The sequence below is a fragment of the Nocardia salmonicida genome (assembly GCF_036142455.1).
In the GTDB taxonomy this organism is placed as follows: domain Bacteria; phylum Actinomycetota; class Actinomycetes; order Mycobacteriales; family Mycobacteriaceae; genus Nocardia; species Nocardia salmonicida.
Window position 1 is genome coordinate 373710 of sequence record NZ_CP108014.1, and the last position, 16018, is coordinate 389727.

Annotated in this window: 13 protein-coding genes; 9 read left to right on the forward strand and 4 right to left on the reverse strand. The window is 61.9% G+C overall.

Annotated elements, in window-relative coordinates; all coding sequences use genetic code 11:
• Positions 1-490 precede the first annotated feature (490 nt).
• From OHS03_RS01820 to OHS03_RS01835, 4 genes are read right to left on the reverse strand one after another with little or no spacing between them, the layout of a single operon-like run.
• On the reverse strand, positions 491-4015 hold the full coding sequence (locus OHS03_RS01820) for an SAV_2336 N-terminal domain-related protein (protein ID WP_328660208.1): 3525 nt from the start codon (positions 4013-4015) through the stop codon (positions 491-493).
• Positions 4012-5037, reverse strand: a complete 1026-nt coding sequence (locus tag OHS03_RS01825) for an AAA family ATPase (protein ID WP_328660210.1) — start codon at positions 5035-5037, stop codon at positions 4012-4014. Before OHS03_RS01825 ends, OHS03_RS01820 begins: the two co-directional genes overlap by 4 nt.
• Positions 5034-7001: a VMAP-C domain-containing protein gene (locus OHS03_RS01830; RefSeq protein WP_328660212.1), complete on the reverse strand. Its 1968-nt coding sequence runs from the start codon at positions 6999-7001 to the stop codon at positions 5034-5036. Before OHS03_RS01830 ends, OHS03_RS01825 begins: the two co-directional genes overlap by 4 nt.
• Positions 6998-8197 carry a hypothetical protein gene (locus tag OHS03_RS01835; RefSeq protein WP_328660213.1) on the reverse strand — a complete coding sequence of 400 codons (1200 nt, stop codon included), beginning with the start codon at positions 8195-8197 and terminating at the stop codon, positions 6998-7000. The genes OHS03_RS01830 and OHS03_RS01835 overlap by 4 nt, the downstream gene beginning before the upstream one ends.
• Positions 8198-8401: 204 nt before the next feature.
• Here OHS03_RS01835 and OHS03_RS01840 point away from each other — a divergent pair, with 204 nt between their 5' ends.
• The 9 genes from OHS03_RS01840 (at position 8402) to OHS03_RS01880 (ending at position 15684) form a co-directional block, all read left to right on the forward strand.
• Positions 8402-8764 carry a hypothetical protein gene (locus OHS03_RS01840; RefSeq protein WP_328660215.1) on the forward strand — a complete coding sequence of 121 codons (363 nt, stop codon included), beginning with the start codon at positions 8402-8404 and terminating at the stop codon, positions 8762-8764.
• Entirely contained in the window at positions 8754-9194 is a 441-nt protein-coding gene (locus tag OHS03_RS01845) for a hypothetical protein (protein ID WP_328660218.1), read from the forward strand. The genes OHS03_RS01840 and OHS03_RS01845 overlap by 11 nt, the downstream gene beginning before the upstream one ends.
• Positions 9191-9409 (forward strand): hypothetical protein, encoded by a 219-nt coding sequence (locus tag OHS03_RS01850; protein WP_328660220.1) that lies wholly within the window; start codon positions 9191-9193, stop codon positions 9407-9409. The genes OHS03_RS01845 and OHS03_RS01850 overlap by 4 nt, the downstream gene beginning before the upstream one ends.
• Entirely contained in the window at positions 9376-9654 is a 279-nt protein-coding gene (locus OHS03_RS01855; RefSeq protein WP_328660222.1) for a hypothetical protein, read from the forward strand. Before OHS03_RS01850 ends, OHS03_RS01855 begins: the two co-directional genes overlap by 34 nt.
• Before the next feature lie 106 nt (positions 9655-9760).
• Positions 9761-9976: a hypothetical protein gene (locus OHS03_RS01860; protein WP_328660224.1), complete on the forward strand. Its 216-nt coding sequence runs from the start codon at positions 9761-9763 to the stop codon at positions 9974-9976.
• 171 nt (positions 9977-10147) lie between these two features.
• Positions 10148-11785 (forward strand): ParB/RepB/Spo0J family partition protein, encoded by a 1638-nt coding sequence (locus OHS03_RS01865; protein ID WP_328660227.1) that lies wholly within the window; start codon positions 10148-10150, stop codon positions 11783-11785.
• Positions 11786-11872: 87 nt separating this feature from the next.
• A complete protein-coding gene (locus OHS03_RS01870) occupies positions 11873-12994 on the forward strand; it encodes a DUF4192 domain-containing protein (protein WP_328660229.1) in 1122 nt (373 codons plus the stop codon).
• A 224-nt stretch (positions 12995-13218) separates the two neighbouring features.
• A complete protein-coding gene (locus OHS03_RS01875; RefSeq protein WP_328664048.1) occupies positions 13219-13815 on the forward strand; it encodes a single-stranded DNA-binding protein in 597 nt (198 codons plus the stop codon).
• 372 nt (positions 13816-14187) lie between these two features.
• Positions 14188-15684: a hypothetical protein gene (locus tag OHS03_RS01880; protein WP_328660232.1), complete on the forward strand. Its 1497-nt coding sequence runs from the start codon at positions 14188-14190 to the stop codon at positions 15682-15684.
• The last annotated feature ends 334 nt before the right edge of the window (positions 15685-16018 follow it).

A 16018-nucleotide genomic window follows, 5' to 3' on the forward strand; every position in this document is an offset into this window, starting at 1 on the left:
TGACCGACGCCGAGACACCTGAACTGGCTGATACCGCCGCTGTTTTGAACTTGGACTTATGCGGTACGCAGCTGACCCAGCTGACCTCGAGGTAGGCGTAGAGCCGGAAGTGGAAGTGACCTTGGCTGCTGGCGATGACGTTGTCAGCGCCGCCCAGATCCTCGTCAGCTATCTATGGAACAACGAATACGAGGGCAATGGCGAAACCCAGCGCGGCCATGTCTGAAGCGAACCCTGACGCGCTGGCTGACCTCCTCGCCTGAGGGCTGGCCTCAGTCCTAGAGCTTTGGTGGCCCAGGACCGGTGGCTCACTGTCAGCGAGGACTGCGGCCTCGGGGGCACGCACATCGTCGATGTTGGTTTAGGTGAAGTGTTAGCTCGCGGTTCATTTGCCTGAGGCCTCCGCACCGTTTCCAACAAAGAAAAGAACCGTGTAGTCACGTCCGCGCCAGTAATCTCCTACTACCATTTACCTCGGGGGGACGGCTCCTTATATCTGCGATCGGAGTTTTTCATTCAGCCAGAGCAGCGGCTCTAAGACATTGATCGGATGGACCTTGGCCCTTATTCTCGCACTCCCATCGTCCGGGCTACGCAGCACGTTGAATGGATCCTGCGCGCGGAACAGTCCATCAGGAGCATGGAAGCCGACAGCTGAAGTGGCAAAGAACTCGATGTTATCCGGGTAAAAATAAGTTGTGAGTCCTTCGTATACCAGCCCTGAAGATTCATGACCACCGCGGCACAGTTTACGGAAAAATTCGCGCGCTTGATCAGGGCGAACCACTGGCGCGAATGGTGGATTTACGTCGCGGCTCGCAAAACCACCGACATACGCCGCCTTGTAAACGGTGGGATTGTCGAACTTGGTAATGCATACCGCGACGTGATGAGGGAGCCGCGTCCCGGTGTAGCCACTCTCCATAACCCGCGCAGTCAACTGCTCCAACACCGGGTAGAGGTAGGAGAACGAATCACCATGACGTGTGTCACGGTCGGCGTCGAAGAAGTATATAATTCCCTGACAGCTCTGCAAATGGTCGAGCAGGCGTGTACGGTCGTCATCTGCCCCGTCCAGATAGCTGAAACTGCCCTCTTTCATCGGATCATCGTCGGAGAACTCGAGATCTAACAAATCGTCGTCTAGGCGGTCGGTGCGCGAATCGTAGTTGCCTCCGGGAGTATCGAGGACATCAATGTAAAACTGGTCGCGCTCCACCGTGGGAATCGGCATCTGTGATTCAGCACTCCGTCGGCGCCACCTTCGCTTCGGCGCAGGCGGTGGCGGCTCAATCAATCGCTCGCCGGTGAATTTAAACATCATGTGGTGCTGCCGATGGGTAGCGGCCGGGAAGATCTTCTGTTGGACCAGCTGGTGCGTCGACTCAGCGAGGAACTCGCTCGACGCTGGATCCGATCCGCTCATCACCCAGTTACCGGGCAGTTTGCTTCGGAGCGCTGCGATCTTTAGCGCAGCCAGAAAGGTTGTTTTACCACTACCCGGCGGACCCCAAAGGCCAAGTTTCACCTGCGTTGGCGCACGCGGCGGCGCGTACAGGACCGGACCATTCCTTAGATCAGAACTCACAGGTTTTGAAGCGGGTGTGTTTGGCGACGTCTCGTATCTCTTCGGTGGTTCAACAACGTGAAGTCGAATCGATTGCGTACCGTATTCCGTGAGAACCTCTTGGCGAGGAAAATTTCCAAACTCTCGCGTCACCCATTCGGGGGAAGAAGAGTGAATCGCACCAAATGCAGCATCGGTAATTGCGATCAACATCCCCCCGGTAGCAGACCGAGGTGCATGCAGTGTTGAAATGGAATTCAGAATCAATGCCGCATTTTTGATCGGTGTACCAAAAACGCCGTGAGCGCTTATATCGAGTCTGCCGAGGTGTACAACCAATCGCAAATCGAGCCGGTCTGCAAACTTTGAATTATGCTCAACGACCGTCGTTCGTACCCTTTCGATGAACGTCGGCAGTGTCGCAGCCAAACGAGGGACAGTAAAGGCTAGGGAGCGATTCCCAGGGGGGCGCTGATTAGTTGGAATTGGGGAAAATTCGGTTAGCCGATGATCGAAGGCGATACTCCCGATGTATTGATCCAGTATAGAAAACTCCTCCGGTCCATTACCGCACTCCAATACGACTACGAATCGCACGGCGCTGGTGACCACATCCACTTCGTGCATGTGCGGTTGCGCGGTGAGGAACGCAAGAAGCGCCGCTTCGTGGAGTCCGTCGAACTCAACTTCGGATTGTTCCGTCCACGCTCCGCCAATACGTAGTGCTTCCTCGCTGCTTGTCTGCATGTTTAGGCTGCGGATTTCTGCAGCCAATGCGTCGAGTTCGGCCTTCGCGATGTCGACGCAAACCAACACCGTCGGTGACGCGCGGTAGTTCCGGGATCGCCGACGTAGCGCATGCTCAATGACGTCGGCCCCCACCGCAGGATCGAACATCAGAAGTGCACGTCGATGGCTTCGTGCGCGCGCAAGCCAGTCGAGTGCTTCCTGTAGTTCGTTGGTCGCCTCGAAGCCTCCAGGTAGATGAGCGAGCAAGTCGCGAGCGACACGAGCGAACGGTGGAGCATCGTCGCCCCCCGCCGTTCCGATCAGTGCGCCAGCAGGGTCCGCGAGGACTGCTCGGAAATCGACGTGACCTCCAAGCATTTCGTTCACATACCTACCTACCCGCTGTTCAATGAGAAAGGCGTCAGCGCGTGTCATGTGGTCGCGCAGGGCGTCTCGCACGCCGGGGAGGAAATCGTACGCGAGGGAATCCGGATGGCGGTCCCCCTCCGGTGAGTACGGTTCAAGGACCCCGCTGAGCATCACCTCGGCGAGGTGCGCCACCTCCGACGTCGGCAGCATGGTGTGCTGGACCAAACGCATGATCGGCGGCGTAAGCGGAACTGTTGAGAAACAGCAGGCGAGGCGAAAGGCGGTCGGTGACACGGCGGCGCGGAAGTGTGCCACCGCTTCCATAGCCGTGCGGGTGATCTGAAGCGGCGCAACCGTTGACTGACGGCGGGCCGCAAGTACGCGCAAAGGATGTGTAGCCGGGCCGATAGTCGTCACTGCGGACCAATTCCGTAAACCCCACGGTGCGAGCTCGAACACTGGCACCGCTATCGTATCGAGGCTGCTCGACGCCCATATCCGCCATTTGAAGTTTGGTGCGCCGCGTTCGGGGACCGCTGCCTCGGCTCGCACGGTGTGCAGCCCTGTACCCGACCACATTCGGCGAGGAAGGACCGTCAGCACGGCAGTCGGCCTGAACTGCCCCCACCGCTGTAACGCCTGGCTCGCCTGCCCGTTGTGCCAGGGTGTATCGACACCGTCTGTCACGACCAAGATCAGCTGTCGATTAATCGGCCTGTCCGACAACGGATCACTGCTCGTCGCGCCGTCGAATGGGTGCCTGGTGACGACACGGAACAGACCGGTCCAGAGCAACATCCGATTGAATTCGGACACCGTGTCCTCCCACACCGCCATCGACGGGGCAGTGTCGACGAGCAGCGCCACGCTCAGCCACCGCTCTCGCTCTGGACGCAAGACCACAGTCCACAGATCTTCGTCTGCAATCTGTGCCGCAGTAGCCTCGTCGTCCACTTCAAAATAGTGGGCGCTGTCGGCACGACGGCCGAAGGCACGTAGTGCACGGGCCAGTTCGAGCGGATCACGAAGTGCGGGCACCGAGGGAGCACGAATGCCCTTGCCGCGGCGAAGCACTGCGGACTGGCCAGATCCGGCCGGGTATAACGGAGCATCGCTCGACGTCGATGCCGGCAGATCCTGAAGATTCGGAGCTGGAGCCGATCCGTCGGACTTGTTCACACGCTGCTGCGCCCTGGTAATGGGCGACTTAACAGGTCGGTTCGGAGGTCGGTGGGGTCGGGCAAAACTTGACGAGGGAAGATGCTCGACGAGCCAAAGCGCATCCAGCAGTTCGCTCGGTGTGGGATGGATACCGCCGACCGAGAGCCGCCGGATCAGATCATCAGTCATCGCGGTGATCCAAGTGGCCGCATCAACGCTTCGGCTACTTGGTCGACGGACCGGTATGCGCGTTGTGACGTTGCAATGTAAATCGCGTTGAGTAACTGGTCCGTGCTGACCTCCTCTCCCTGATTCTGTCGCTCGAGAAATGCCTCGATGCGATGTGCGGCGGCGGTGGCAGCCTGAGCTCCGAGATGGGAAGCGATAATCTCGGTAAGGGTTTCGATGTCGGGAGCGGCGAGATCAAGTTGCAGGCAGCGGCGTAGGAAGGCAGGCGGAAAGTCTCTCTCACCGTTGCTCGTGAGGACGACGAACGGGAATGCTCGACATCTAACCTTGCCGCGAAGCACTGGAACCGGAGCGCCGCCATCAGCGGTCCGCACATCAACTCGCCGAGTCTCGAGAGGTAACCGAACGAGTTCGTCGATTTCGAACTCCCCTTCTTCGAAGACATTGAGCAGATCGTTCGGCAGATCTATGTCGCTCTTGTCGATCTCATCGATCAACAGCACCCGAGGACGCTCATACGGCAACAATGCAGTTCCGAGGGGCCCGAGCCTGATGTGTCTGCCGATCTCGGCATCGCCGTCGATATCCGCATTATCGATCGCTGTGTCGGAACGGCGGCGCAGATTCTCTTCGCGCAGTCGCCCTATCGGGTCATAGTGATACAGCCCATCACGCAAGCGCGTCCGACTCGTGATCGGCCAGCGCAACACCTGCCCCAATTTAAGCTCCCACGCTACCCGATAAGCCAGTGTCGACTTGCCAGTGCCAGGCCTGCCGGTGATCAACAGCGGCCGCCGCAGAAATAGGGCCGCGTTGACCATCTGTTCCTCATCAGGAGTGGGGGTACGGTGGAAGGGCCCGGAGCCAAGGCGTCGAGAGAATGCCGCGCTATCGCTGTCAGACACAGATGGTCGCGTAATCACCGGTCCACCGTCGAATTTTCGCCAGTTTGGCGGTTCAGGCAAGTCATCTATACCGTCATGCGGGGAGTCGGCACCGTTGTAGATCGGCCATGCGGTCATTTGTAATCTCCGTTTGTGGATATCGGGTAGCGGTAAGTGATCCGTTCGGGCCGCGGCCTGCCCGGATCGTCCCACAAGAGAACTAGATCGGGATAGGCGAGTGCCGCGGAACGAGTAGCCGCGGCTCTCGCAGCACAGCGGTGTCGCAGTACAGCATGTGGCAATTCCGACATTATCGGCGTGCGACCGATGAGGGCGAGCAGCGCTTGCTTCGCTTCACCGGCAGTATACGAACAGGAGTGATGGATCCAGACCGCAGCGGGCACGCCGTAGTCCAACCACTGCTCCATCACCTTCGCCGACAGGATCTTCGGCTCGGTCACCGCAATCCATACATGGCGCCCGTTTGCTAGGACATTCTCGCTTGCACCTACTTCTGCGTAGTCCCCGCTCATCCAATGAATACGTTCGTCCTCGGGGCCACTGTGTCGGCTGCCGATATCGGCACCTCTACGCGTCCATCGTTGTATCCGCGCAGCGGTACGCAGATCTTCGTGGTGACGTTCAGCGGGGCTGATTGTAACTACCGCAATCTCTCCCAATGAACGGATGGAGCCATCTGGTCCCGGGACTTGAATCTTCTCAAACTGTTTGTCCCACTGCGAATGGTGGACCATGAATTCGACGACCGGAGGTTCGCCGAGTGGTCCCGCGTTCAGCACGCGCCCTAACTCCAAGGCGAATTTCGCACTCCAGACGCTGTCGCCCACTTCGTCGATCGGCTCACCTTTGCCGGTCCCTCGATAGACACTCGCGAACAATCCGAGTGGTTCACCGAAAGTTTCCAGAGATTCTACAATGTGAACAAGTATATACAGGGACTCCGGTGCTCGGATCGCCCGCTCTAAGATATCTTCTACTTCGGCCTTAGGAAGGTCCCAGTGTGCTCCTGCCTTTTTGATCCAGTTAAGCATCTGCAGTTTTATCTCACGATGCGTTCCCGGATTTGCAGCCACAAATCCAGAAAATCGTAGGATGGATCGAGAGTTAGAAGCAACATTCAGGTTCTGATACCATTCCTCGCCCAGAGCGGTAGGCAGGTCAGCCCGCGACAGAGCGGCATCCCGCGCTGATGGAGAGATTTTCGTCAGGATATCAAGTAACTCGCGAACGCACGAGTCATCAGAGATAGCGAGATTCTCAAAGAAGAATTCAACCTCACCCCTGCCGTCGAAACGACCGAGAACAAACGGCGTCTGGAGGGTGCCGTTTGCTCGCATTACGTCGAATGCGCCCCGCACATCACTTTCCAGGGACGCGAACCGAGGTGGCCAACTGCGCAGCTCGGAAAAATGCGTGAAAACAATGTTCGAGAATAGCCCCCGACCATTCTTCTCCATGGCGCGCTCACCCTGCGATGCCGCGAGTAGGGCAATTTGCTGCACTGGCGCACTAGTCCGGCCGGTTGGTGATGTGAAGAGCATCGGAGCTAAGGACTGCCTGGCGGAATCATTTGTCATGCATGCGTCGATCAGCAGGAGTTGGCGTGGGTGCTTGCTCGCGTAAGCATTCGACTTCATGCGACTTAATAGGGAATGTAGGTCGACCACATTTCTATTGGAAAATTTGTAATCTGCACACAAAAGAAATCGTTCGTGACTTCCCAACTGCAGCCCGTGCCCACCCCAATGGATGATCAGTAGGTCGCTCGCATGCGCGGGAATCTCGCTCTCGAATAGATCTTTGAGGACGCCGAACGTGGGGGAGCGGACATCGATCCCCCTACTTCTTGCCATCGCGACGTAGTCGACAGTCGCCGTTTCATTCTGTGCCGCCAGAAATATGATTCGATTCTCGGGCACCCCCTTGGTCAATAGCATATCGATGAACCGATATCCGTCAGGCACCGGCGCATCTAGCGTTCGCGGTCGACCATATTCATCGACAGCAGCGCCTGCGGGACCCGTGCCGTAGACATCGATGCTGACAACGACCGCAAAAGTATTGGCAGCATCGGCTATCACCGCAGGATGCCATCCAATACGTCGTAGAATCCCTTGTTGTCACGGGAGAAATAGGCGCTGTGTGCCGCGGGGAAGGGCACGCGGTTATCCACCTCGATATCGCGTATGCGGGCGCCAAAGAGACCCGAACCGCGGTAACCCAACAGGTCTCGGCGATCGTAGATATTGGTCCAGCGAGGGACCGACGCAGGTAGCGGGAGCGGGTAGGGCAGTGTCGGCAGCGCGTCGAGTTCGTAGAGGAACGGTGCCTGCGAACCAACCGTGATCAGGTGAGTCACCTGCCGCAATGGCCGCGCGGCCAGCAGCTCGAGTGCAGCGATGCCACCAAGGCTGTGCGCCAGCACTACCACGGGCCCGGTCAATGAAGTGATCCGGTCGGCGATGTAGTCGCGTATCCCAGCACCGCGGGCAAGGTACTTGAGCACATCACCAGCCGCAGGCGCGGCTGAGGTGGTCCAGCCCATCCGGTTGTGATCAACCCATCGGCTCCCGCCAGCGCGCATCGCCAATTCGATCAGCGCACGACTCATGATCGCTCCGCCGCTTCGTACGTTGCCACCGAGCGCGTCACGCACGGCGTCCAGGAGATCGTCGCGTATAGACCCGGGTAGACCGAATCCTGCTGAAGCACTCGCAGCATGCAAGGTCGCTGCAACGATCGCACGGACCAGCGGTTCCGAGTCGATGTGGTCGGGCGCGTCCGGAGGATCGAGGATTGCGTCGAACTCTGGCGCCTGACACACCATCGACAGCCCTGCAGTCAGCGCACTGGACAAACTGTAACGATCTAAAACCTCAGCCAACTCCGGTGTCGGCAGCGCAACGACCTTCGCCCGCAGGGCGTCCCCGTCGTGGATACCGAACGGGTTCGGCGGCACCGATCGGTTGCGGTCCGAGATCGCACGCAGTTCAACCAGAGGGTCGTACTCGAGTGCCCACCAAAGGGCCATCTCCAGATCGGCTTCTTCGAACGGTGTACCCGGCACGCTCACCCCCCCAGCCATCAGTGCCGCGCCGTGTTCACCTGCCCAATAGCACGGCTCGACTCGCCAATCAGGACGTATACGCGCGATGGCAGCAGACACCTCGGCCAGCCGGGAGTCGTAACTGGGCTGACGAACACCGGTGCCATGGACGAAGAGGATCGTCGTCCGACTGTCGCTTCCGGTCGCCGTCGGCAAGTCTTGCGCAGGCAAGATACCCCCTGTGTTGCGTTCGTCCTGATGATCGTAATCAATACTGCGCGAATGTACTTGACGAATGCCAGACGACCTGGAGGAGTCCGCGATGGGGCATACACCTAACGCAGATCATCGACACATCAACAGCGGCAGTGTCCTTCACCAGAGGTCTCCAGTAGATGGTGCAGCGACCAAACAGAACCGGAATACCGAGACCTCGTGGCCAGCGTAGCGGTGACGGGGCAGGCGGATCTGACTGACGCGCAGTGCCGAGCGTCTGCCGCCGTTGCTGAATCGTCAGCAAGCAGCCAAGGTCGACGTCGTTGTACCCGGCTCATCGTTGCGGGCACGGATGGATTACTCGAACTGTCTGGTGTCGCACCGGTGATCGACGAGCGCGGCGTCACCCTGACCGACGGGTCCTACCTGCCCACGGCGGTCGCTGACACGCAGTTGGCGACCAAGCTCAAGATCCCGGTCGGCTATCTGAAGTGGTTGCGCGAGCAGCAACGGACCGATCTCGACGACGCGAACGTCAACCAGCCTGTTGCATGGCCACGACGATCCCCGCTTGCGGGTTGATAGCCAGGATCGGTCGTTTCTGTTGCGGCTGTTTACTTCTGGCGAGGCCAGCGAGGCTGGGGTGCTGCGGGCATTCCTGTCTGATTGGTACGGCATCATCGACAACCTCGACGTGCTGACCGCGGTGCTGGACGGCATCACCGCCGCTGATGCCGAGGTCGTGGTGCGGTCGGCGGACTTGAGCGAGTCCACGATGCACTGCAAGGTGTATTCGCCGAAGATCTCCGCGTTGGCGCCAACGTTTCTGCGCAACTACGCAACCCGTTCGCCCACCCTGAGCTTGAGGCCGAACGGCGCAGAGTCGCAGGCGATCTGGACCGGGGACGGCGGATGGCGGCTCGTGATGGAAAAGGGTATCGGTCAGGGCGTGAGCCGGTGGTGTTCGCCGGGTTCCGTTTCTCCAATTCCGAGGTCGGTCATCACGCGGTGACGTTGAAACCGGAACTGGTCGTGAAGATCTGCAGCAACGGACTGACCCTCCCGTTGCTCGCTTACACCAAACGCCACCTCGGTGACCGCCTCGACATCGGCGCTGTCGACACCTGGTCGCACGACACCTACCGCAAACGGTTGGCGGTGATCACCGCCGAAACCCGCGACAAGGTCACCGAATGGTCTCGCCGACATTTCTCACCGCACAAGTAGGTGAGCTCGAACGCCACGCCGGGACCCCGGTGGGTCAACCGGACAAGGCGATCGAGGTCTTGGCGGGGAAATTGGGTTTCAGCGAGGACGAACGCGCCGGGATCTTGTCGCATTTCATTGCCGCCGGGCAGCTCACGGCGGCGGGGATCGCGAACGCGGTCACCAGCTTCTCCCAGACGATTCCTGACCCCGACCGCGCCGACGCACTCGATGACCTCGCCTTGAAAGCCATGACCCTCGTGTGACAAACCGGTGCGCTCCTTGACCGACCAGCCACTGCTGGTCTCCTCATCCACGCGTGGGCACCGCACTAGATCTGTCTACGCCCATGACTTTTCGGAGGTTTCTCTTATGACCGACTCAGTGACCCACCCCGCATTCGATCTGGCGGTCCATCACGGCGTCGCCGGCCCTGCGACCGACCTGACAGCCACCACGGTCGCGCAGTGGCGCGAGAGCGATCCGGGTTGGAAAGCCAAGCACTGGGCCTACACCGACCCCGACAACTACGGCGCCCGCAGGTTGCGCCCGATCAACGTGACCACTCGTGCCATGACCGCGGACTGACCCCACCGACCGGTCCCGCACCGAGACCATGCTCGCCATCGAAGGCAGGCACCGAACCGTGCAATCGGTCGGTGCCTGCCTTCCTCGCCATTCAGGAGGATTTTCGATGACCCCGATCCCACCAGCCTCGAACCCGACAACACCGCAGCGCAGCAGCAGAGTGCCCGCCCCGTGAACGTGGTCGCGGTATTCCGTGACCCTCACACTCTCATCATCGACAACAACGTGCGCGAAACGTTCAACCTCGACGACTTTCCTGAGCTCGCGGACTCGATCGCCGAACACGGGGTACTTACACCGATCACCGCCTACGGTCATCCCGAAGACCTCACCGCGACAGTCCGTGACGGGCAGCTGCGTACCTTGACCGCGATGGCTGTCGGGATCGAGCAGGTCCCGGTCTGGTTGATCGAACCCGACGAGGCCCTCGCCGCGAAAGATGCCGAGATCTCGCGGATCCTGACCCAGATCACGGTCAACGATCGTCGGATCGCGCTTACCGACGGTGACCGTGCCGCCGGAATCGCGCTCGCACTTGAACTCGGAGCGTCGGTTACCCGCGTCGGTAAAGCGCTGCAGACCAAACGCGATGAGATCAAGCAGGCCGGAAAGATCGGTGCCTCGGCTACCGCCCGCAAAGCTGTCGACGGCGGCCAGCTTGACTTCGAGCAGGCAGCGATCTTGGCCGAGTACGAAAACGTGGGCGACACCGACGCGGTGCGGCAGCTGCTCGACACCGACCGCGGGTACTTCAGCTACGAAGCGCGGCTGATCGCCAACGATTGCGCCGAACGGCGTACCTACTTCACCGCGGTGCTGCCCTGGGCTGAGGCCGGATTCGGCGTGCTGCACGACTACCCGGACTGCGATGGTTCCGACCCAGTACTGGTCCACGCGAACGATCTGGTCGACGCCAACGGTGACACGATCGACGTCGATCAACTGACGGCCGACGCGGGCTGGTTGGTGCGGATCGAGCTGTGCAGCACACCGTTGGCCGTCGAACGCGATACCGGCTCGATCGTCGATGCGGCCACTGTCGACTGGAACACCGAACACGATCCCGACCGCGAACCCGCAGACGGTTTACGCCACGCTCGCGAAGTCACCCAACACGATCGCTGGCAGGCCGACTACTTCCTGCCCACCGACCAACTCGACGCCGCGGGTCTGCGCCTGATCAGCGATCTGCCCGACGCCGAACCCACCGCCATCGGCATCAGCGACGACCCCGACAGAGAAGTCGACGATGTTCTGGCGCGTGAGGAGCTCGCCGCACGACGAGCCGAAGCTGAGGCCGAAGCTACAGTGCGACGCGAGCAGGAACGGTTGGCGGCACGGCGGGTACGTGAGCTCAACAAGCAGGGACTCGCCGCGATGGAGGTCCGTCGGGAGTTCGTCACCCGGCTCCTCGCTCGCAAGACGTTGCCGCCGGAGGCCTCGAAGTTCATTGCCGAAGCGTTGGTGGCAGAGCCTGCCCTGCTCGGTGAGTACAACGCCTTCGAGACCGCGGCCGAGTTGCTCGGCGGCAAGGGAACGTGGCGGCGCGAGCTCCAGCAGGTGGTCGAGACCGCGAAACCGGCGCGCTGCCAGGTCATCGTCCTCGGACTTGTTCTCGGCGCCCACGAAAAACGCGCCGTCAAAGATTCTTGGCGCTACGCCGATGCCGGTGTCAACCGCTACCTGCGGTTCCTGCAGCAGGTCGGCCACGAACTTGTCCCTGTCGAACTCGCCGCGGTCGGCGACCTCGACTACGAACGCATCGATATCGACGCCCCCATCAGCGAGCCCGACGCACACGCCGCATAGACGCACTCAAGGCGGGCCGAGTCCTTTGTCGCACCGGGGATCTCGGCCCGCCTTGTCCTGCCCGCCGAATACGAAAGGAACTCTGTTGTGGAAGCCAGCGACGAAATCAGCAGCCCGGCGTTTGGTGAGTCCGACGCCAACCCTGGCACTACCGAGAACAACGTCCCGCGCCTGCGCGTCGATGACGCTGGCGAGTTGATCGCGGCGATACCCGCGATGCTCGGATTCGTTCCCACCCGGTCGTTGGTCATGGCGTTGCTCCGCACCGACGCCACACCAGAAGGTGCTCAGTCGATTCGGGCGGTGATGCGGTTCGACATCGACGTCGCCGCCGACCCGGCCGGAGTTCACCACCTGGCGAACGTGGTCGAATCGGTATGTCTGCGCGAGAACCTGCCCTCGACCATGCTGATAGCCGTCGATGACCGGCCAAACGCGTCGACGGTTGCCGAGGAAGTCCTGCACCGCCTCAACCAGGTGGGGATCGAACCCAGTCACGCCTGGTGGGCCGCGGAGATCGCTACCGGCGCCGAATACCAGGACCTGTTGACGCCCGGTCGCGATGGTCGGGTCGATGACCCTCGCGCGTCGACGGTGGCGTTCGCTCACGTCCTCGAAGGCAACCAGATCTACGGGTCCCGCGACGAACTCGCCGACCTACTCACCCCGAACGCAGACCTCGCCGCCCAAATACAGCCCCACATCGGCGCTGCCGCTGCCCACTACCGCGACAACCTCGCCAAGGCGACCGACACAGAACACACCAACGCCTTCCGCCGCGGGGCCACCGAATGGATACTCGCCCAGATCAGCACTGCCAACCAAACGCCGCTCACAGCTGTGTCTCTCGCCACGATCGTCGCACTCGTGCGCGACAGGATGATCCGCGACATCATGTTCGGGCTCTCCGCTACCGAACACCGTGCTCCAGCGGAAGCACTGTGGCGGCAGATCGCGTCCGCGACCGAGGGACCGGACCGGGCTGAGGCCGCCAGCTTCTTCGGATACAGCGCGTACCACTACGGCGACACCGTCGTGGCCGGCATCGCGATCGCCGCGGCCCTGCACGCCGACCCCGACCACACGATCGCGAACCTGTTGGACCTCGCACTGCGCGAGTGCATTCGACCAGACCAGATCCGCAGGATGGCCAACACCGGACGCGAGATCGCGGCGGAGCTCGGCATCGACATCACCACGACCGCCTGACCCTGCGGCAGCGATAGCCGTCTATCGCGACATCGAGAGCCGGGCGGTGGGCCAGCAGCGGCCGCGGCGATTCCTCACCGATACACCGCGTGCGTCGCACCATCGCAGGTTCCGGGCGCACCGCCGTCGGATCCGTTCCAGCGAACACAGCAACCGCGCGGTCGCATTGCGCTGACACGTGCCCGTTCTGTCCCGACCTCCTCTCAACAACGGAAGGCTTTGTCATGTCCGGAGATACGAATCTGCAGATCGTAGGAAATCTCTGCTCCGACCTCGAGTTGACCTACACACCAGCAGGGGTGGCGGTAGCGCACTTCACCGTCGCGTCCACTCCCCGCTACCGCGACCCCAAGACCGGCGAGTGGCGTGACAAGGACCCGCTGTTCCTGCGCTGCAACCTGTGGCGCGAGGCCGCGGAAAACGCCGCAGCCTCGTTGTCCAGAGGCTCGCGGGTGATCCTGATCGCCCGGCTCAAACAGCGCAGCTACCAAACCCGCGAGGGCGAGCAACGCACCGTGTTCGAACTCGACATCGACGAGATCGGCCCGAGCCTGCGCTGGGCCCGCGCAACCCTCACCCGCACCTCTGGCAACCGCCAAAACAGCAGCAATGAAACCAGTTTCGATCATCGTGGCGGTACCCGCACCGGTGCCCAAGACAGTGACAGTGGTGGCACTTCCATTGACAGTTGCGAACAGGACGATCCGTGGTCGAAGCCCGGTCCGACAGGCTCTGAGGACTTCGGTGGCGACGAACCCTCGGCGACCCCGGTATTCGCCGTCGCCGCCGCCGGGGTGTTCAGCGGTGAACCCGACTTCTAGCGGTGTAGCCGGATTCTCCGAACCGCGGGTCGCCGATCGGGTCACCGGGACGGGGTCCGGGGTGACGGTCTGGGGTGGGCCCAGCCGCTCGAGGGCTACCAGGCCAGCGCGCGCCACGGCTACGGGCCCGCGCCCGGCGGAAACGAGCTCCCCGCGCCCGAACCAGCCGCAGCCACCGGTTCGGTCGGTCAGCGCGGGGAACTCGCCCCCGCACGCAGTGGCGCGTTCCCTCCGCCGTGTCGCCCACTGGCCTGGTCGGTAGCCCTCGGCTGGGCCCACCCCAGCCCGGCACCCCTCATTTGTGAAAAGTGTGGCAGTTCCAGCGCGCCCGGGGTGTTGCCGTCATCTCTCGACCACGTCAGGAGTTCCGCTGTGTCCACTACCGCTGTCATCGAATCGGTTGTGCCCGATACGAATCTGTTCATCGATGCGATCGCCGACATCAGAGATACGTTCCTCACCCTCGACCGCGACCACCGTGGCGCGCTCGAAGCGCTGCCCGCCGCGCTGGCGTTGGCGACCGAGCACGACTGGAAGCTGCTCGACTACATGGTCGAGGTCTTCACTCTCTTTCCGCTCGACGCCGCACTGAGCCGGCTCACCTCTCGGTTCAAGACCGCCGACGACCTCGAGCGGCTCCGGATGCTCGAGTTGGTGCCCGACACCGACCCCGGCCTCCACAGCCATGAAACCGCCGACCTGGCCGGAATCCTCGAAGCCCGAGCGCGCCGCAACAACTCCACGGTCGCCGACGAGTTCGCCAAGCTGCATGCCCAACTCCAGACCGCCGAGATGCCACGCCAGTCGATCCGACTGTGGCGTAACCCGTCCTCGCGCCTGGTCGTACCAGCAACCCGACGCATCGATGCCTCCCGCCTCACCCCGACCCAAGTACGCGCACGCGTGCTCGCCCGCGAGAAGCGCCGCCCGGTTGAAATCGAACCGTCGCAGGTAGCCGACTACGTCCGAGAGAACCTGTTCGTCGACACCGAAGTCGATGACCAAGCCCGCCTGCGTCGTCGACTCGCCGAGCTCGCCGCCCGCGGCATCGTCATCGGCAACCGCGCTCCCCGCGGTTGGACACCGCGCCGCCCCGGCGAGTTGCCGCCACGTCCCGCCGACCTTGCCTCCGCGATCTGGGATCACGAATACTGCCTCTACGTCGCCGATCAACGCGACCACGCCCACGCCGTCGCCGGGGGAGCGACAACGTCACAGGAAGACTCCATCTCCTGGGCCGCACAGCGCACCGGCCTACGCGGCCGGGCCGACCGCCGCGACACTTTCCTGTTCCAAGGCAACGGCCTCGACGACTTCCGAACCGCCATGGCGCCCACCTTGGGGTGGCGGTGCGTGTCCTGCTTCGTCGAACGCTCCCACACCGACCGCCATCCGATCCATGCCCGCGACAACACCTTCCGCAGCGACGATGGACTGTGCGACTACTGCCGCAGCGACAACCATCCCGGGCTACCCGCACTGGCGGCCGGGTTCACGTTCATCGATCTGGCGACCGCGTACTGCCGGTTCTTCGCCGAGCACTACCCAGACGCTGCGTGCGGGCTGCTCGCAGAAGTTCGGCGTCGCGCACCCAAGTGGCTCACCGCCACCATCGATGGGTTCCTGCTCGAACACCCAGAGTTGCCCGGTGCTCCGGAACCGGGCGCCGAACAACAGTCCGATACCGCGGCGGCGTCTGCGCGTCCGCGCCGCCGTCGTGAGCGTGTCCTGCCTACAGGCCTGCGTCAGGCCCGGTGTGAAGGGTGCACCGAATACAAGCCCATTCACGACGACGGCTTCTGCACGGTGTGCCGCGTCTGGCTCGAACTCGAGGTTCCCGCACCCCGGGTGCATCGCGTCCCGGCCTGACCGACCTGTCGTTGCTCGGTGCGCGGCTGGGGGATCGCTTGGCGCCCCAGCCGCGCAATCTCACCGACCGACCTCACCATCGCCCGCAATCTCACTGTGCCGCTAGCTCCCTGCGCTCTTACCCGCACCGCTCCCACGAAGCGCCTCGACGCACCTCGCCCTCCACCACCTCCCACAACCCCCTTTCTCATCGCCCCAATTTCATGCAAACGTCTGGCATCACGGAATTATGATTTGATTACGTTGCCCCCCAATGTTTCTCAACGTTTCCCAGCACTTCCCGCAGCGAAATTCTTCCCTTGCCACAAGCGATTTCATCGGCGACAAATGGATG

Coding starts and splice junctions, on each gene's coding strand:
- OHS03_RS01820 (WP_328660208.1), bottom strand. CDS start 4,015: ATGACTGATGATCTGATCCGGCGGCTCTCGGTCGGCGGTATCCATCCC.
- OHS03_RS01825 (WP_328660210.1), bottom strand. CDS start 5,037: ATGACCGCATGGCCGATCTACAACGGTGCCGACTCCCCGCATGACGGT.
- OHS03_RS01855 (WP_328660222.1), top strand. CDS start 9,376: ATGGTCTCGCCGACATTTCTCACCGCACAAGTAGGTGAGCTCGAACGC.
- OHS03_RS01860 (WP_328660224.1), top strand. CDS start 9,761: ATGACCGACTCAGTGACCCACCCCGCATTCGATCTGGCGGTCCATCAC.
- OHS03_RS01875 (WP_328664048.1), top strand. CDS start 13,219: ATGTCCGGAGATACGAATCTGCAGATCGTAGGAAATCTCTGCTCCGAC.